The organism is Rugamonas sp., from assembly GCF_025354735.1.
Lineage (GTDB): Bacteria > Pseudomonadota > Gammaproteobacteria > Burkholderiales > Burkholderiaceae_D > Rugamonas.
Genome location: NZ_JANXMI010000146.1, coordinates 1 through 17,007 on the forward strand (window position 1 = coordinate 1; position 17,007 = coordinate 17,007).

Sequence of the window (17,007 nt, forward strand, 5' to 3'; positions counted from 1 at the left end):
GCTGCCGGCTGCGGCCGCCACCGCCGCCAAGGCCGCGAACGCCGTCGCAGCGTCGGCCGTCGCGGCCCGCGCCACCGCATCGGCCGACACGGCGGCGACCGCCGCAGCCCGCGCCATCGCATCGGCCGCCACGCCGCAGTCGCCGGCCGTATCGGGCGGCCCGCGTTGCAGCGGCACGGCGGCGGCGCCCGGCAGCCTGCATCTGCAACTCGGCAAGTCGACCCTGATGCGTCTGCCGGAAACGGTGCTCAGCCGCAGCATCGGCAACCCGGCCGTCGCGCAGGCGATGCTGGTGGCGCCGGACACGCTGTACGTGGTCGGCGTCGATATCGGCAGCACCAATATGATCGTGCAGGGCAGGAGCGGCTTGTGCAGCGTGATCGAAGTGGCGGTCGGCATGGACACGGCCGGCGTGCAGGCCGCGCTGGCCGAGCTGCTGCCGGACGAACATGGCATTCGCGTGACGTCGGCCGCCGACGCGCTGGTGCTGAGCGGCACCGTGGCCGACGCGGTGGCGCTGGCCAGCGCGCTCGAAATCGCGGCCGCCTTCGTGCACCGCCCGGCGCTGGCGCTGGCCGCGCACAGGGACGCCGCCGCGCCGGCCGCGGCCACGGCTGCGGGCGCCGCCGCTCCCAGCGCCGCCGGCTCGGGCGGCGGCCGCATCATCAACCTGCTCGGCGTCAGCGCGCCGCAGCAGGTGATGCTGGAAGTGAAGATCGCCGAAGTCTCCAAGACCCTGATCGACCAGCTCGAAGCGGGCACCGCCTTGCGCTACGCCGGCGGCAGCTGGACCGCCGCGCTGCTGTCGAACTTCCTGACCGGCACGCTGGCCAGCGGCTTGAACCTGAGCAAGAGCAACGGCAGCCAGCTCAATCTGCAAGCGGGCAAGCAGGATGGTTTGGTGCGCATGCTGGCCGAGCCGACGGTGATGGCGATCAGCGGCCAGGAGGGCAGCTTCCTGGCCGGCGGCAGCATCTACGTGCCGGTGGCGCAGGACAACAACAAGGTCACGCTGGAGGAAAAGGAATTCGGCGTCGGCCTGCGCTTCACACCCACCGTACTGGCCGGCGGCCGCATCAACCTGAAGGTGGCGCCGGAAGTGTCGGACGTGTCGCGCGAAGGCATAGGCATTTCCGCCGCCGGCGGCAACGGCGTGGCCGTGCTGCCCCTGATTACCAAGCGCCGCGCCGCGACCACGGTGCAGCTGTACGACGGCCAGAGTTTCGCCATCGGCGGCCTGATTAAAAACAACCAGACCGCCAACATCAACGGCTTGCCGCTGCTGGGCGAATTGCCGGTGCTGGGCGCGCTGTTCCGCAGCAGCGACTTCCAGCACGACCGCACCGAGCTGCTGTTCGTCATCACCGTGCACCTCGTCAAGCCGCTGCCGCCCGATTACGCGCTGCCGACCGACAGCCTGACGCCGCCGTCGCGCACCGGCCTGTTCCTCGGCGGCCGGCTCGAAGGCGCGCCGGCCGCCGCGCCCGCAAGCGCGCGCCCGGCACCGGATTTTGAAGTGAAGTGACGCAGCCGCAATCATCAAAACGCATACCGCCACACACCGGAGCCATCGATGAGCCCATCACCTTTTTTTTACGCCGCGTCGCCTGTGCGGCGCGCTGGCCTGCGCCGCGCTGGCCGCCTGCGCCGCCACCACGCCGCAGTGGGAGCGCGACTTCGGCGCCGCCACCCGGGGCGCGCTGGCGCGGCAGATCGTCGCGCCGGCGGCGGCCCGCAACGCCGACCCGGTGGCCGGCCTCGATGGCCGCGCCGCCGCCCAGGCGCAGCAGCATTATCAGAAATCGTTCGGCGCCGGCGCGCCGGCCAACACCTCCCTCATCGGCACCGCCGCCGGCCAGTGAGCCGCCGCCCGCCCCCTGGACATGCAAAGGAACTGGAATGAAAGCGCTCATGATAAGCAAGGACTCCCTGCTCCACGCCGAGATCGCGGCCCAGGGTTCGGCACGGATGCCGGCGGTGCAGCTGGTGGCGTCGCGCAACGGCCTGCGCGACGCCGTCGAGCGCCTGCTGCCGGAGCCGCCGCAGCTGGTGGTGTTCGACGCCAGCGACGTCGCGCCCGGCGAGGCCGAACTGGTCGAACGCCTCGGCAAGCACTATCCCGAGGCCTCCTTTTTGCTGCAGGCGCGCGAGCAGCAGCAGGACTTGCTGATCCGCGCCATGCGCGCCGGCATGCGCGAGGTGCTGCAACTGCCGCTGGTGCACCGCGCCTTCCACGAGGCCATGGACAGGATAGAGGTGGCGGCCGGCGTCAGCCCCCTGCGCGACGGCAAGGTGCTGGCCTTCATCTCCTGCAAGGGCGGCAGCGGCGCCACCTTCTTGTCGACCAATTTCGGCTTCGCGCTGGCCGCGCTGGCCGATAAAAAAGTGCTGCTGATCGACCTGCACGGCCAGTTCGGCGACGCCACGCTCTACGTGTCGGACCAGAAGCCGGGCATGACGCTGTCCGACATCTGCGCCCAGATCGCGCGCATGGACGGCGCCTTCCTCGAATCGTGCCTGGTCCACGTGGCCAACAACTTCGGCGTGCTGGCGGCGGCCGACGATCCCACCCACGCGGTCGACATGAAGGCCGAGCACATGGACACCATCTTGCGCGTGGCGCGCCAGCACTACGACTACATCGTGCTCGATGTCGGCCGCCAGATCGACGCCATCTCCCTGCGCGCGCTCGACCACGCCGACGCCATTTATCCGGTGCTGCAACTGGCGCTGCCGGACATCCGCGACGGCCGCCGCCTGCTCGACATTTTCCGTTCGCTCGGCTACCCGAGCGGGCGCACGCGCCTGATCGTGAACCGCTACGAAAAGGGCGGCAAGCTGCGCCTGAGCGACCTCGAACACGCGCTCGGCGCCGAGGTGCTGCACACGGTGCCCAACGATTATGTGTCGGCCACCGATTCGGTCAACCAGGGCATACCGGTGTTGCAGCTGTCGCGCAGCAGCGCCGTCGCGCGCAGCCTGGCCGAACTGGTCGAGACGGTGACGGCGCGCCGCATCCCCGAAAGCAAAGGCCTGTTCGACCGCCTGTTCGGCCGCAGCGAAGCGGCCTAGCGCCGACCGGCCGCCACCATCACCGTTCAACCAGAGGAGTGGGACATGAGCTTACGCGAACGCCTGGCCAGCGCCGATGAGGCGCGGCCCGGCAACGGCGCCTTGCCGGCGCTGGCCGGCAGCGCCTACCAGGATTTGAAAAAGGCGATGCACCAGACCATATTGGACCGCATCGACCTGGAACGCCTGAAGCGGCTGACGCCGGAGCAGTTCAAGCACGAGCTGGCGCTGCTGGTCCAGCGCGTCATCGAGGACGAGCGCATCGTCCTCAATCAGCACGAGCGCCACAGCCTGGTGATCGACATCCAGAACGAGATGCTCGGCTTCGGGCCGCTCGAACCGCTGCTGGCCGATCCCGGCGTGTCCGACATCCTCGTCAACACCTGGTCGCAGGTCTACGTCGAACGGGCCGGCAAGCTGGAACTGACCGGCGTCACCTTCCACGACAACGCCCACCTGATGAAGATCATCGAGAAGATCGTCTCGCGGGTCGGCCGCCGCGTCGACGAATCGAGCCCGATGGTCGACGCCCGCCTGCCCGACGGCTCGCGCGTCAGCGCCATCATTCCGCCGCTGGCCGTCGATGGTCCGATCCTGTCGATCCGCCGCTTCGCCGTGCATCCGCTCAGCATCGCCAACCTGCTCGACTACAAAAGCCTGACGCCGCCGATGGTGCAGGTCTTGCAGGGGCTGGGCCAGGGCAAGGTCAACATCCTCATTTCGGGCGGCACCGGCAGCGGCAAGACCACGCTGCTCAACGTGCTGTCGGGCTTCATCCCGGCCACGGAGCGCATCGTCACCATCGAAGACGCGGCCGAACTGCAAATGCGCCAGCCGCACGTGGTGCGGCTCGAAACGCGGCCGCCCAATATCGAGGGCAAGGGCGAGGTCAATCAGCGTTCGCTGGTGCGCAACGCGCTGCGAATGCGGCCCGACCGCATCATCCTCGGCGAGGTGCGCGGCGCCGAGGCGCTCGACATGCTGCAGGCGATGAACACCGGCCATGAAGGTTCGCTGGCGACGATCCACTCGAACACCCCGCGCGACGCCCTGGCGCGGCTGGAAAACATGGTCGGCATGGCCGGCGTGAACCTGAGCGCGCGCGCCACGCGCCAGCAAATCTGCGCCGCCGTGACGGTGGTGCTGCAAGTGTCGCGCCTGACCGACGGCGCGCGCAAGCTGGTCAGCCTGCAGGAAATCACCGGCATGGAGGGCGACGTCATCGCCATGCACGAAATCTTCCGCTTCGAGCAGACCGGCGTCGACGCCAGCGGCAAGGTGCAGGGACAGTTTTCCGCCACCGGCGTGCGGCCGCGCTTCGCCGACCGCCTGCGCCTGTTCGGCGCGGCGGTGCCCGACAGCGTGTTCGATCCCGACCGCGTGTACGAATAAGACAACGACGCCACCACCGGAGCGCGCCATGGACATGGTTTTTTCGAGCTTTGCCGTATTGCTGTTCGCGGCCGTGATCCTGGCCATCGAAGGCGCCTGGCTGTGGTGGTCCAGCACCCACGGCGGCGGCGCGCGCCGCATCAGCAAGCGTTTGCATTTGATGGCCGGGCGCGACGGCGGCGGCGGCGCCCAGCAATCCATCCTCAAGCAGCGCCGCTACAGCCAGTGGCCGGCGCTGGACCAGGCCTTGCGGCGCCTGCCGCAGGCGGCGCTGATCGAGCGGCTGCTGCTGCAATCGGGCGCGCGCCGGACCGTCGCCCAGTTCCTCGCCGCCAGCGCCGCCGCGCTGATCCCCGGCCTGCTGCTGCCGCTGTTCTGGCAGATGCCGGCCGTGCCGTCGCTGGCGGTGCTGGCGGGCGCGCTGCTGCTGCCGTACGGGTGGTTGTTGCGGCGGCGCGCGGCGCGCCTGCGCAAGCTCGAGGCGCAGCTGCCGGAGACGCCGATTTCCTCGGCCGCGCGCTGCGGGCCGGCCACTCCTTCGCCAACGTGCTGCAAATGGTGGGCGAGGAAATGCCCGATCCGATCGCCGCCGAATTCAAATTCGCCTACGAGGAAATCAACTACGGCGTGCCGATGAACGAGGCGCTGCACAACCTGGCCGCGCGCGTGCCGCTGACCGATTTGCGCTATCTGGTGATCGCGGTGCTGATCCAGCGCGAATCCGGCGGCAACCTGGCCGAGATCCTCGACAGCATCAGCCGCCTGATACGGGCGCGCCTCAAGCTGCTCGCGCAGGTGCGCGTGCTGTCGGCCGAGGGCCGCATGTCGGCCTGGATATTGGGCCTGATGCCGGTGGTGATGCTGCTGGTGATGCAGGCGGCCAATCCCAAATATATCAGCGTGCTGTGGACCGATCCGGTCGGCCAGCGCCTGATGTGGTACGCCGGCGTGGCCAGCTTCAGCGGCGTGGTGTGGATGCGGCGCGTGATCCGCATCCGCGTGTGAGCATGTGAGCTTATGAGCGTGACAGTGAACCGGAAGGAGCCGACGTGAATGGATCGCAGCTGCTGTTTTTGCTGATCGTCTTTGTGGTGGCGGCCGGCCTGGTGCTGGTGGCGCTGCTGGCGTTTTCGTCGGTGCCGCTGCGCCAGCGCCTGAGCGGCTTCATGGGGCCGGCGGCCGAGGCCAGCGCGCCGGCCGGCGGCTGGGTCGAGAAAGTGGCCAGGGCGGCGCAGCCGTTCAGCCGCCTGTCGCTGCCGGAGGAAGGCTGGGAAAGGTCGCCGCTGCGCACCCGCTTCATGAACGCGGGCTGGCGCGACGCGTCGGTGGCGCCGCTGTATTTCGGCGCCAAGACCTTGCTGGCGCTGCTCTTGCCGGCGCTGCTGATGGCGACGGTGGCCGGCCAGATGTCCGGCGCACTGCACAACGGCCTGCTGTTTTTACTGCTGCTGGTGGCCGCCATCGGCTACTACCTGCCGAACGCGGTGCTGGCGCGCCGCGCGGCATGGCGGCAGCGCGACATCTTCGAGAACATCCCGGACGCACTCGATTTGCTGACCGTCTGCGTCGAGGCGGGCCTGAGCCTGGAGCGCGCGCTGGTCAAGGTGGCGGCCGAAATCCACATCAAAAGCCTGGCGCTGGCGCAGGAGCTGCAACTGGTGCTGATGGAGATGCGGGCCGGCTTCAGCAAGGAAAAGGCGCTGCGCAACCTGGCCTTGCGCAGCGGCGTGGAAGATGTCGACACGCTGGTGGCGATGCTGATCCAGTCCGAGCGCTTCGGCACCAGCATGGGCGATTCGCTGCGCGTGCATTCGGAAAACCTGCGCACTAAACGCAGCCTGGTGGCCGAGGAGGCGGCGGCCAAGATCGCGCTCAAGCTCCTGTTCCCGCTGATCTTTTGCATGTTCCCGACGCTGATGCTGGTGCTGCTGGGGCCCGCCGGGATACAGATTTATCGTGTGATGCTGCCGACGCTGGCCAGCAGCCAATAATAGAGGAGGTCGACGATGCGCATCACTATTGGACGATGGAGTTCGGCCGGCGCCGGCGTGCTGCTGATGGCGTGCAGCGGCGTCGTCGTCGCGCCGTCGGACGGCCAGTCGCAGCTGGCCGACGGCTATGCGGCGCTGGGGCGCGCGCAGTACGAGGCCACGCGCTATGGCGATGCGCTGCGGTCCTACCGGCGCGCCGTGGAACTGGCGCCGCACCACGTCAACGCGCGCAACGGCCTGGCCGCGATCTACGCCGGCCAGGGCGATTTGAAGCAGGCCATCGCGCTGTGGCGGGCCGCGATCGACGATGGCGGCGCCGGCGCGGACGGCGCCTTCCTGGCCGCCAATCTGGGCTACGCCTATCTGCTCGACGGCGACGCGGCGCAGGCGGCGGCGCTGCTGGAGCAGGCGTGCGTGCTCGATCCGCTCGATGCGCTCAGTTGGGAGCATCTGGGTCGGGCGCTGGAAAAACTGGGGCAGGGCGAGCGCGCCGCCGCGATGCTCAAGCAGGCGCGCACGCTGCGGCTGCACGACGCGCGCAGCGATTATGCGGCGCTGCCCGCGCCGCTTGTAGTGCCTGCGCTGGGTGCGCCGCTCGTGCGGTCCGCGCTGGCCGCGCCGTCCGTGTCGGCCACATCGTCCGCTGCGGCGACGGCCGGTGACGGCGCCGCCTCGGCACGCCCGCCCGGCACGGCGCGCACCGAGTTGACGCAGACCGGCGCGATGGTGGAAGTGCGGCGCGTAAGTTACAGTCCCGTGTCCGTGTCCGTGCCCGCGCCTGTACCGGCGCCGCTGTCGACGCGGGCCGGCGTCGGGCCTCGGAACGACGACGACGGCGCCGCGCCGCCTCCTCCATCGCGGCTGGAAATCAGCAACGGCAACGGCGTCACCGGCATGGCCGCGGCGCTGGCGCGGACCATCGGCGCGCGCGAATGGAAAGTGGTGCGGCTGTCGAACCTGAAGCCGTACACGGTGCCGTTCAGCCGCGTCGAATACGGCGTGCGCCGGCGCGACGCGGCGCGCGCGCTGGCCGAGCGCCTGGGCCTACCAATCCTGCGCGAGCATGACAGCCACGCGGGACTGCGCGTGGTGCTGGGGCGCGACCGGCGCGACCCGCTGGCGCTGGCGCGCCGCTATCGCCAGCGGCCCGCCGGGCAGCGGATCGCATCGGCGCCGGAATAAAAAAAAGCCGTCCCAAACTGGCGACGGCCAAAGTACATCCAAGGATCGTTGCTGCGCCCGTGGCTTATTGCCAGGTGACGCTGCCCATGCCGTGCGCGGAGGCGCTGCGGCTGGCGGGCTTGCCGTAGACGGTGGCCGAACCGAGGCCGCTTAATTTGAGGTTGGCGCTGTGCTTCGCGTAGACGCTGGCGCTGCCCAGGCCCGTCATGTCGACGTCGACATCGTCGGCCCGCAGCGCCTGCGCATCGAGGCTGCCGACGCCGCCCAGCCGCGCGTGCAGCGTCCTGCTGTTGCCGGCGATGTCGATCTGGCCGGCGCCGCGCATGTCCAGGTTGACCATGTCGCTGTCGCCGGCGTTGATCTGCATGCTGCCCACGCCGCCCAGTTTGGCCGTCACGTTTTTATAATGTGCGTTGACCTTGACGGCGCCCGCGCCGTCAAGTGCCAGTCGCAACTCGTCGCCAGTGAAGCCGCTCACCTCCGCCGTGCCGACCCCGCCCGAGACCAGCTCGCGCAGCGTGGGCAGCGTCAGTTCGGCGCGCAGATCGGGTTTGCCGATGTGGAGGCCGCGCAGATGGGCGTCGATGCGCAGCGTGTCGCCATCCTGCGTCACGGTGACGCGCTGAAAATAGCGCTTGTCGCCGTAGATCGTCAGCGCCGGCGCCGCTCCCTGCTTCACTGTCAAATTGATGATGCCATCGAGGTTGACCCGGACGGCGCGCGCATCGACGTTGCGGCTCTCGCTGCCGATATCGTCGGCCAGCGCGTGGTGGGCGCCGCAGGCCAGCATGGCGGCGAGCATCGCGGTGGTGAGATAGCGCGGTATCAGAGGCTCCGTCGATGGCGTGGATTATTGGGCCAGGTCGGCTTTTTGCGCGGCCGTCAGGCGGTGCGCGTGGACCGTCACCACTTGCATGGCCGGGACGGCGGCGGCGCCGTGCAGGTGCGCCGGAATGGCGGCGCTGGCGTAGCTCATGGCGCCGCTCAGGACGACGGCTGCGACGAAGATGGCTTCCATGTTTTTAGCGATGTTCATGATGTTCTCCCTGGTGTTGTTGGTGGTGTGCTGCTTTGCGATGAGTGAACTATAGAGAGGGCGGCCGGGGCCGGCCAGCGCCATGCGATGAACGGTGATTTTCGCGGCCTGAAATGCTTGGCCGGCCGATTGGCGCCGCGCGGCGACCGCCATTGTGGCGGGGCCGGCCACATCTTGGCCGCGCGAGGGCATCAAACCTCCTTGCCAGGCTGCGGACCGGGTTAGAATTGATGAGAGGATCATGCGAAGGGACTGATGCGATGTTGACCGCTGCGGCCAGGAAGCAATGCCACCGCCTGAGTGAGCGTGCAAGTAAGCAGCTGAGCGATCATCTGGGTGATCGTTTCAGTGAGCGTCTCAGTGTATGCCTCAGTGAGCGTGCGGCTGAGCGCCCGGGCCGTAGCGCCGGCCTGGCGCCGGCTTGGATTGGCCTGCTGGTGTGCTTCCTCGCCGGCGGCGCGGCGGCGGCCGACGTCAAGACCGGGGCCAAGGCCGTGGCCACATCCACATCCACATCCACATCCTCGCCGGACGTCACCTATCCGCGTCCCGAATCGCTCGCCGACGAGCGCGCCAGCTACCCGCTCGCGCTGCTCAAGCTGAGCCTGAAAAAAGCCGGCGACCACTACCGTCTGGCGGCCAGCCCGGTGCGCATGCAGCAGGGCCGCAGCCTGCGCCTGCTGGAGCAGGGCCAGGGCATAGACGTGGTCTGGACCGTCACTTCGCAGGCGCGCGAAGACGCCTTCCTGCCGGTGCGCATTCCCATCGACCGCGGCCTGATCGGCTGGCGTCTGCTGCTGATCCGGCCCGAGGACCGCGCCCTGTTCGCGCCGCTGGCGACGGCGGCGGCGCTGGCGCCGCTGCGCGCCGGCCAGGGCCACGACTGGCCCGACACCGACGTGCTGCGCGCCAACGGCTACGCCGTCTACACCAGCAGCTCCTATGAGCGCCTGTTCAAGATGCTGGAAAGCGGCCACGTCCAGTATTTCCCACGCGCCGTGACGGAAATCTGGAAGGAAATCGAGGCCCGCAAGGACGCGCCGCTGGCCGTGGCCGACGGCATCGTGCTGCACTATCCGGAAGCCCTGTACTTCTTCGTCAATAAATCGAACACGGCGCTGGCCGCCGCCATCGAACAGGGTTTGCGCATCGCCATCGCCGACGGCGCGATGACGGCCCTGTTCCAGCGCTATTACGGCGCCGCCATCGCCCGCGCCGACCTGGCCCACCGCACCGTGCTGACGCTGGCCAACCCGCTGCTGCCGGCCGCCACGCCGCTGGCCGACCAGTCGCTCTGGTTCCATCCGGCGGCGCGCGGCAAACGCCTGCCATGACGGTCTTGCCCGCGTCCTTTTACGGCTTGAAACTGAGCGTGCGGCTGATGCTGGCCTCGCTGCTGTGCAGCGCCGTCATTTCGCTGCTGGTCAGCGCGGTGCAGATAGGCTTGCTCTACCGGCAGGACGTCCACGCGGCCGCCGAACGTTTCAGCCAGATCGAATCGGCCTACCTGCCCGGCATCGCGGCCAGCCTGTGGGAGGTCGACAGCGACGGCACCGACGTGCTGCTCAACGGCATCAGCCACCTGCCCAACGTCGGCCGCGTCACGCTGCGCGACGAGACCGGCCGCATCTGGCGCAGAAATGCCGCCGCCACCGACGCCGACACCGCCGACGCTCCCCACATCGGCGCGCGCAGCTTCGCCATCGCCTACCGCGAGGGCGGCTTGCGCTACGACGTCGGCACGCTGACCGTCGAACTGAGCAACACCGCCATCCTGGCCCGGCTGACCGACCGCGCCGTCGGCATCACCATCACCTCGGTCTGCTCGCTGCTGCTCGGCTCCGTGTTCGCGCTGCTGCTGTTCCAGCGCTGGGTCACGCGCCACCTGGAGACGATGGCCCAGTTCGTCCGCAACATCGACCTGAAGCGCTCCGGCGCGCTGTTGCGGCTGGACCGGCCACCGCACCACGGCCTCGACGAGCTCGACTATGTCGTCAACGCCATCAACCAGATGCAGGGCAAGCTGGCGCAGGATCTGCTGGACAAGGCGCGCATCGAGGCCGAGCTGCGGCTGCACCGCGACCACCTGGAAGAACTGGTGCGGCAGCGCACGCTGACCATCGCGGAGCAGAACGCCCAGCTGGCGCTGGCCATCGACAAGGCCGAGGCGGCCAGCCGCGCCAAGAGCGAATTCGTCGCCAACATGAGCCACGAAATCCGCACGCCGATGAATGCCGTGCTGGGCGTGACGCATCTGCTGGAAAGCACCGAACTGGCGCCGCCGCAGAAAAAATACGTCGGCATGATACGGTCGGCCGGCCAGTCGCTGCTGGCCATCCTCAACGACATCCTCGACTTTTCCAAGATCGAGGCGGCGCGCATGGAATTGTCGGCCGCGCCGTTCGCGCTGGGCGACGTGCTCGAGGCCATCGCCTCCATCATGGCCGTCAACGCCGGCGACAAGGAGCTGGAACTGGCCATCGGCATCGAGCCGGACGTGCCGCGCCGGCTCAGCGGCGACGCCATGCGGCTGCAACAAATCCTCGTCAACCTGGTCGGCAACGCCATGAAGTTCACCGAGCGCGGCGAAGTGGCCCTGCTGGTCGAGCAGCTGCACCGCGACGGCGACGCCGCGCTGCTGCGCTTCACCGTCAGCGACACCGGCATCGGCATGGACGCGGCGCAGGCCGAGCGCGTCTTCGCGGCCTTCGGCCAGGCCGACGCCAGCATCACGCGGCGCTTCGGCGGCACCGGCATCGGCCTGACGATCTGCAAGCGGCTGGCCGAGCTGATGGGCGGCAGCATCGCCGTCGACAGCGTGCTGGGGCAGGGCAGCCGCTTCAGCGTGACCTTGCCGCTGCTGGCGCTGACGGACGCGGCCGTCACGCCGGTCGCCGGCACGGTTGCTGGGGGCGGCGCCGTGGTCCCGCCCGGCCTGCGCTTGCTGGTGGTCGACGACAACGCCACCAGCCGCGACTACCTGTGCCGCACCATCGGCGGCTGGGGCTGGCGCGCCGATGCGGTCGCGTCCGGCGCCGACTGCCTGGACCGCGTGCGCCAGCAGCGTGCCGCCGGCGCCGCCTATGACGTCGTGCTGGCGGACTGGCGCATGCCCGGCATGGATGGCCTGCTGACGATGCAGGCGCTGCACGAGCAGCCGGACCCGGCGCGGCAGCCGGACCCGGCGGATCAGTCCGGCCGAGCCGACCGAGCCGACCGAGCCGACCGAGCCGACGCGGCAACGCTGCCATCGCTGCCATCGCTGCCATCGCTGCCCCTTGTTCCCATTCTGCCGTCGCTGCCGGTGGTGCTGATGGTCAGCGCCCACGGCCGCGACGCCTTGCTGCGCCAGCCGTTGGCGGCGCAGGCGGCCGCCATCCTCATCAAGCCCGTCACCGGTTCCAGCCTGTTCGACACGCTGCAAGAACTGACGGCGACCCGCGCCGGCACGTCGGCGCCCGTCGCCGAGGAGGAGGAACGGCCGCGCCTGCCCGGGGCCCGCCTGTTGCTGGTGGAAGACAATCCGCTCAATCAGTTCGTCGCCAGGGGATTGCTGGAGCGGGCCGGCGCGACGGTCGAGATCGCCGGCGACGGCCAGCAAGCCGTCGACCTGTTGCGCGCCGACGCCGGCCGCTGCGACGTGGTGCTGATGGACATGCAGATGCCGGTGCTCGACGGCGTGTCGGCGGCGCGCATCATTCGTTCCGAACTCGGCCTCACGCTGCCGGTGCTGGCGATGACGGCCGGCGTGATGGAAGCCGAGCGCGAACTGTGCATGGCCGCCGGCATGGACGACTTCATCGCCAAGCCCATCGACGTCGAGCAGATGCTGAGCGTGATCGAGCGCCACCTGCCGGCGGCCGTGGCGGTGCCGGGCTGAGCGTCGAACTTAGCCGCTGAGCGGAAGCCCTAAGCCACCTCAGTTCAGCCTTAGCGCCGGCGTGAGCGACTTGCGGCTGCCAGCCCGTTCCGAGGCGCTGGCGCTGGAACCGCATTGGGACCGCGCCGGCGCCCTGTTGCCGCCCGGCACCGGCATCATCGACAGCCACGCGCTGATGCTGAGCCTGGCCGAGCCGGTCTGCGCGCGGCTGGCGGCGTCCAGGTGAAGTAGAGCACGCCGTCCGCCGTCAGGCCCAGCGACTGCAAGTGCGCGCGGCCGGCGGCGAGGTCGAATCCCGCATCTTCGGCGACGACGAAGCGGTCGATCAAGGCCAGGCTTTCGCGGCCGAACACAAAGGTGCCGACCAGGAAGTCGGGATGGAAGCCGAAGCATGACTATACGCCACAAGATTAATTGCTAGAAATTTAGTTGCTTTTCTATACCGGGCGTTGGCTCTCGACGAAGCGGCCGGCGTCCTCATATCTACGGGACTATTCCTTGCAATGGGTTACACAGCGGTTACATCTGGGCGACACTGGCTCGATGAAGCAAAAAAGGGTTACACGCCGAAGCATGCAACCCTTTGATTTTCTAGCTATTTCTGGTGCGACTGCCGGTATCACTCTAAACTATGAGAAATTGAGAAAAATCCGACAAATACCAACAAAAATACCAACAAAAACGAAGCCTTCATCATTTTGTTGTAAAGATGTTCGTTTGCTCGCCTTGTCTCGTCTGGATTGACCTTTCCGCTCACCCTTGCAAAGCTTGGGCCCTGGAATCCCCTTCAAGCCTATAGCGGATTAACCGTACATGCCGACTTCGGTTGACCCAATTGAAAGCTCCAGACCGTGATCGCTTTTCAGTAGACAATGCCGGTCGGCACTGTGCCGACCGGCCGTTTCCGCCCCTTTGCAGACGTTCAGGTAGCGTCCTTGCAATCGCTATGGCTGCATTATTGACTCTAACCTTAGCAGACTATTAGATTGCGGTCAGAGAAGGCCAAAGTCCATCCATGACTGCGCGGGCGAACGCATGATGCTTCTCGGCAGCTATCACCGGCTCGATCTGACTCCGCAACTACATGCCATAAGGCAGCGCCTGCATAATCATCAGCAGGCGCCGCAAGCGTCGCGTTCCCCTATGCAGAGCGCAGCGGCTCAAGCTGTTGTTGCGTGGCGTAACCAAATTCCAGAAAATTGGCTACCTTGGTGCCGGGCAAAGGTACTTAGAATTCCCTACCGGCGATACAAAGGCCATTTTATCCGCATCATCAAGGAGTTTAGGACATGAATCATGCATTGGTGGCGACACCACTATCTAGTAGAGGCACCGCGTGGCATTGGCTGCTGCCGTTCGCGGCGGCGTTGGTCTATCCCTGGACCCTGGCCCAGTTTCATCTCGCTTACAGTGACGGTCACGACATGACTGCGGGTGCGGCGCTGGCATTGCTCGGGGCCTACGCTGTGCCGGCGTTGGGGCTATGGCTGGCGTGGCGTCTGGGCGCACAGAAGGGAACTGGCATCGCGCCAGCGAACTTGCGCGCAGCACGTCTGGCCCAGCTAGTCATCGCTACGCCGCCGCTGTACACTTTGCTGGGGGTCTTGCTGTACCTGATGAAAATCAACGACCACGACGGGGCTGTGTGGGCCGGACTGTGGTGCACGGCGGCCGTGGGCGCAGCCCTGCTGACCCTGGTCAGCGCTGATAGCGAGGCATTGGCGCGGCCGGCCAGCAATGCGCGTCGGCACGCCGTGCTGCGCAGCGTGCACGGCATTAGCGCCTTGCTGCTGTTGGCCGTGTTCTTGGGGCCGCACCTGTTTAATCACCTCGCCGGTATCGGCGGCTTGGACCTGCACCGCTCCATCATGAAAACCTTACGCCTGCTTTATCGCAATGGTGTGCTGCAGCCTTTGATCATCGCCATGTTCTTTTTCCAGATCATCAGCGGGCTCGTGCTGTACCGCCGCAAGAGCGCCCTGACGCACGACTTGCTCGATGTACTGCAGACCGGCGCTGGCCTGTACCTGTCGGTCTTTATCGCAGGGCACATCAACTCGGTATTTACCCTGGGCCGCTATTTTGGCACCGACACGGATTATGCGTGGGCAGTCGGCGTCCCCACCAGCCTGCTGGCCGATGCTTGGAATATCCGTTTGCTGCCACACTACAGTCTGGCCGTGTTCTTTCTGGTCGCCCACGTGATGGGGGCGGCGCGCCTGATTGCAAAGAAGCACGGCATGACAGCGACACTGGCCAACCGGCTGGCATGGTGGGGCGTGGCGGCCGGCCTGCTCCTGAGTTGCTTAATCACGGCCGGCATGCTCGGTGCGCGCCTGTCTGGACGATTCTAACCGGCCGCGCCGGGGCGGCGGCAGCTAGGTCCACCTCACCTCGCATCGAGGTGGACCACGAACTGGAAGACAACGCTCTGAGCGGCCAGGACATGGGCGACTAAGTTCAAAAAATGCGGTAATGTAAGGATGGGTTTATGATTACCGCAGGCTTGGACCACCTATTATCTCTGCACCATTATCAAAAAAATAAAGGTGGATGCAAACGGAACTGAAATTCGAGCGACCGCTCTTGGCCGAACTCAGACTTCGTATTTTTCACGAAGTTCTAGATAAATCCGCTTACATTCTTCAAATTTCTCACGTTCGTCATAGGGCCTTGTTCTCACCTCTTTAGTCTCTACAACGGGGTCCGCTGTAGAGGTTTCGATAACTTCAATGCTAATAATGTCATTAACATTTAAAGATTTATCTGGAACCCAATATAAGTATTCCTCTAAAGCATCTTGATTTCGACGACTCAAGCCACCCACTGTAAAGAAAAGCTGCCCATCATCTAAATCACTACCCCCACGCGTGAAATCCTTGGGTCTCCTTATACAGTTGATAATTGCATTCAGAACCCCCAAATCCTCCGAGCCTGCGACTATCGGCTCTTCGTCATTTATTTTTATTCTAAATGCATACATGCGATTTCCTATATGTAGAATGGTATGCTAGTGGCCGAAAGCGGGCGCTTTGAAACCAATTCACACATTCCGGTCCTGAATCAGCTTTTGGTAAAGCTCTGGATCCGTATTTTTTAAATAATTAAGGGCATCTACGGCAGCGCTCAATGCAGCAGATTTTCGAGTCTGTTTAATGTACTCAATCTTCTTAACAGCTTCTGCCAGTTTCGCCACCGCTGCAGGGGCCGGCTCTTGTTTTCTGGCTAACGCGAGAACGATGTCGTTAAGCCACCCGACCTGTGTACCGTAGCTTGCCACATCAGCGACAACTTGTTCTTCAATTTTTGCGTCGCCAGCAAAATTGAAGGTAGGCGAGAACCAGCCAGGATTAATACGCTGTGATACTTCACCTATACCAAATGGTCTGAACATCCACAGCGGATCGAAAGATGCGGTCATAACTTCCCCCTAAAGGATACCGGCGCTAGCTACTAAAGTAGATGCCGTTACTGGCAGAGTCACATCGCTAGGATAGCATCTTGCATGGGCGTAAAATACACGCATTATCACAATAGTGCACCACGATGTATTCGACCCATGTACAATTAATCCATAACAATTCACATGAAAGGCTGCACAATGTCTACCTACCAAGACTACCAAAAACAAATCGCTGAACTCCAGGCAAAAGCCGAAGAGGTTCGTCGCACCGAGGTGGCAGAAGCGAAGAATCAGATTCAGGCCATTATGGGACAATATGGCTTGACCTTGGCCGATATCGGCGGTGCTTCAAAGGAGGCTCATAAGCTGCCACGTAAGCCAGTAGAAATCAAATACAAAAACCAAGCAACTGGCGACGCATGGACTGGCCGTGGACGCGCGCCAAAGTGGCTCGAAGGCAAAGACAAGAGTCAATACCTCATTCGATAAATACTTCGACGCGCGTCGGCCGCTAGATGCATCTACGCATCGGTTTGCTCGGCCATCTCTAGGGCATCGTCAACCTCGATACCGAGGTATCGCACAGTGCTCTCCAATTTTGTGTGACCGAGCAAGAGCTGTACCGCCCTCAGATTCTTTGTCCGGCGGTAGATCAAAGTTGGCTTTGTCCGGCGCAGGGTATGCGTGCTGTACGCGATAGGATCTAATCCTATTTCATCGAACCAGTGATGGGCAATGCGGGCATACTGCCTGGTCGAGATATGCGGTGAGTTTTCTATTCTGCTCGGGAACAAGAAATCACTGTGCCTGAGTTCCGCTTCAGTGATCCATTCAACCAGACTCTTACGAGTACCGGCCGTTAATTCAAACTGATTTTTGCTGCATCACGGTGGCTCGGCTAGCTACATGACCGCCGTGACAGACATCTTGCACTCGCAATTGAACTAGATCGCAGCCACGCAATTTGCTGTCGATGGCCAAATTGAATAGTGCCAGATCGCGCCGACGCCCATAAATCTCCAGGCGTACCCTGATCGCCCAAATTTCACTG

The 17,007-nt window shown here is 65.3% G+C and carries 15 protein-coding genes and 2 pseudogenes; 12 read left to right on the forward strand and 5 right to left on the reverse strand.

Translation table 11 applies throughout. The features are described from left to right. From Q0S71_RS12105 to Q0S71_RS12130, 6 genes and pseudogenes are all read left to right on the forward strand, one after another. The coding region (locus tag Q0S71_RS12105; protein WP_367185295.1) for a type II and III secretion system protein family protein at positions 1–1,525 on the forward strand (1,525 nt) is incomplete at its 5' end. Between the two features lie 374 nt (positions 1,526–1,899). Beyond that, positions 1,900–3,072 (forward strand): AAA family ATPase, encoded by a 1,173-nt coding sequence (locus Q0S71_RS12110; RefSeq protein WP_295995575.1) that lies wholly within the window; start codon positions 1,900–1,902, stop codon positions 3,070–3,072. A 45-nt stretch (positions 3,073–3,117) separates the two neighbouring features. Next, positions 3,118–4,464, forward strand: a complete 1,347-nt coding sequence (locus Q0S71_RS12115; protein WP_295995578.1) for a CpaF family protein — start codon at positions 3,118–3,120, stop codon at positions 4,462–4,464. Positions 4,465–4,492: 28 nt separating this feature from the next. Next, positions 4,493–5,469, forward strand: a pseudogene (locus Q0S71_RS12120) (type II secretion system F family protein). Positions 5,470–5,513: 44 nt separating this feature from the next. Continuing rightward, positions 5,514–6,455: a type II secretion system F family protein gene (locus Q0S71_RS12125; RefSeq protein WP_295995581.1), complete on the forward strand. Its 942-nt coding sequence runs from the start codon at positions 5,514–5,516 to the stop codon at positions 6,453–6,455. Positions 6,456–6,470: 15 nt separating this feature from the next. Next, positions 6,471–7,637 (forward strand): LytR C-terminal domain-containing protein, encoded by a 1,167-nt coding sequence (locus tag Q0S71_RS12130; RefSeq protein ID WP_295995583.1) that lies wholly within the window; start codon positions 6,471–6,473, stop codon positions 7,635–7,637. Between the two features lie 64 nt (positions 7,638–7,701). On the opposite strand, the gene Q0S71_RS12135 is transcribed toward Q0S71_RS12130, so the two are convergent. Both Q0S71_RS12135 and Q0S71_RS12140 read right to left on the reverse strand, forming a co-directional pair. Then, positions 7,702–8,439 (reverse strand): DUF2807 domain-containing protein, encoded by a 738-nt coding sequence (locus Q0S71_RS12135; protein WP_295995586.1) that lies wholly within the window; start codon positions 8,437–8,439, stop codon positions 7,702–7,704. 48 nt (positions 8,440–8,487) lie between these two features. Then, positions 8,488–8,673: a hypothetical protein gene (locus tag Q0S71_RS12140; RefSeq protein WP_295995589.1), complete on the reverse strand. Its 186-nt coding sequence runs from the start codon at positions 8,671–8,673 to the stop codon at positions 8,488–8,490. Between the two features lie 437 nt (positions 8,674–9,110). On the opposite strand from Q0S71_RS12140, the gene Q0S71_RS12145 reads away from it, so the two are divergent. The 5 genes from Q0S71_RS12145 to Q0S71_RS12165 all read left to right on the forward strand — a co-directional run bounded on the left by Q0S71_RS12145 (position 9,111) and on the right by Q0S71_RS12165 (position 14,907). Next, positions 9,111–10,007, forward strand: a complete 897-nt coding sequence (locus Q0S71_RS12145; RefSeq protein WP_295995592.1) for a transporter substrate-binding domain-containing protein — start codon at positions 9,111–9,113, stop codon at positions 10,005–10,007. After that, positions 10,004–12,553 carry a response regulator gene (locus Q0S71_RS12150; RefSeq protein ID WP_295995594.1) on the forward strand — a complete coding sequence of 850 codons (2,550 nt, stop codon included), beginning with the start codon at positions 10,004–10,006 and terminating at the stop codon, positions 12,551–12,553. Before Q0S71_RS12145 ends, Q0S71_RS12150 begins: the two co-directional genes overlap by 4 nt. Before the next feature lie 61 nt (positions 12,554–12,614). Next, a complete protein-coding gene (locus tag Q0S71_RS12155) occupies positions 12,615–12,779 on the forward strand; it encodes a hypothetical protein (RefSeq protein ID WP_295995597.1) in 165 nt (54 codons plus the stop codon). A gap of 40 nt (positions 12,780–12,819) precedes the next feature. Continuing rightward, on the forward strand, positions 12,820–12,948 hold the full coding sequence (locus Q0S71_RS12160; RefSeq protein WP_295995600.1) for a hypothetical protein: 129 nt from the start codon (positions 12,820–12,822) through the stop codon (positions 12,946–12,948). A gap of 894 nt (positions 12,949–13,842) precedes the next feature. After that, positions 13,843–14,907, forward strand: a complete 1,065-nt coding sequence (locus Q0S71_RS12165; protein WP_295995603.1) for a hypothetical protein — start codon at positions 13,843–13,845, stop codon at positions 14,905–14,907. 242 nt (positions 14,908–15,149) lie between these two features. Here Q0S71_RS12165 and Q0S71_RS12170 read toward each other — a convergent pair whose 3' ends face one another. Together Q0S71_RS12170 and Q0S71_RS12175 are read right to left on the reverse strand one after the other, a co-directional pair. Continuing rightward, positions 15,150–15,536, reverse strand: coding sequence for a hypothetical protein (locus Q0S71_RS12170; protein WP_295995607.1), 387 nt, complete (start codon positions 15,534–15,536; stop codon positions 15,150–15,152). 60 nt (positions 15,537–15,596) lie between these two features. Further along, the gene (locus tag Q0S71_RS12175; protein ID WP_295995610.1) at positions 15,597–15,974 is read right to left on the reverse strand and encodes a hypothetical protein; all 378 of its coding nucleotides are present in this window, start codon (positions 15,972–15,974) and stop codon (positions 15,597–15,599) included. Positions 15,975–16,154: 180 nt separating this feature from the next. On the opposite strand from Q0S71_RS12175, the gene Q0S71_RS12180 reads away from it, so the two are divergent. Further along, positions 16,155–16,445 (forward strand): H-NS histone family protein, encoded by a 291-nt coding sequence (locus Q0S71_RS12180; RefSeq protein WP_295995612.1) that lies wholly within the window; start codon positions 16,155–16,157, stop codon positions 16,443–16,445. A gap of 32 nt (positions 16,446–16,477) precedes the next feature. Here Q0S71_RS12180 and Q0S71_RS12185 read toward each other — a convergent pair. Continuing rightward, positions 16,478–17,007 (reverse strand): annotated as a pseudogene (locus Q0S71_RS12185) (tyrosine-type recombinase/integrase); the annotation flags it as partial.

Excerpts from the sequence above, each read along its gene's own strand:
- Q0S71_RS12130 (WP_295995583.1), top strand. The coding sequence starts at position 6,471 with ATGCGCATCACTATTGGACGATGGAGTTCGGCCGGCGCCGGCGTGCTG.
- Q0S71_RS12165 (WP_295995603.1), top strand. The coding sequence starts at position 13,843 with ATGAATCATGCATTGGTGGCGACACCACTATCTAGTAGAGGCACCGCG.
- Q0S71_RS12170 (WP_295995607.1), bottom strand. The coding sequence starts at position 15,536 with ATGTATGCATTTAGAATAAAAATAAATGACGAAGAGCCGATAGTCGCA.
- Q0S71_RS12140 (WP_295995589.1), bottom strand. The coding sequence starts at position 8,673 with ATGAACATCGCTAAAAACATGGAAGCCATCTTCGTCGCAGCCGTCGTC.
- Q0S71_RS12180 (WP_295995612.1), top strand. The coding sequence starts at position 16,155 with ATGTCTACCTACCAAGACTACCAAAAACAAATCGCTGAACTCCAGGCA.
- Q0S71_RS12110 (WP_295995575.1), top strand. The coding sequence starts at position 1,900 with ATGAAAGCGCTCATGATAAGCAAGGACTCCCTGCTCCACGCCGAGATC.
- Q0S71_RS12135 (WP_295995586.1), bottom strand. The coding sequence starts at position 8,439 with ATGCTCGCCGCCATGCTGGCCTGCGGCGCCCACCACGCGCTGGCCGAC.
- Q0S71_RS12150 (WP_295995594.1), top strand. The coding sequence starts at position 10,004 with ATGACGGTCTTGCCCGCGTCCTTTTACGGCTTGAAACTGAGCGTGCGG.
- Q0S71_RS12115 (WP_295995578.1), top strand. The coding sequence starts at position 3,118 with ATGAGCTTACGCGAACGCCTGGCCAGCGCCGATGAGGCGCGGCCCGGC.
- Q0S71_RS12175 (WP_295995610.1), bottom strand. The coding sequence starts at position 15,974 with ATGACCGCATCTTTCGATCCGCTGTGGATGTTCAGACCATTTGGTATA.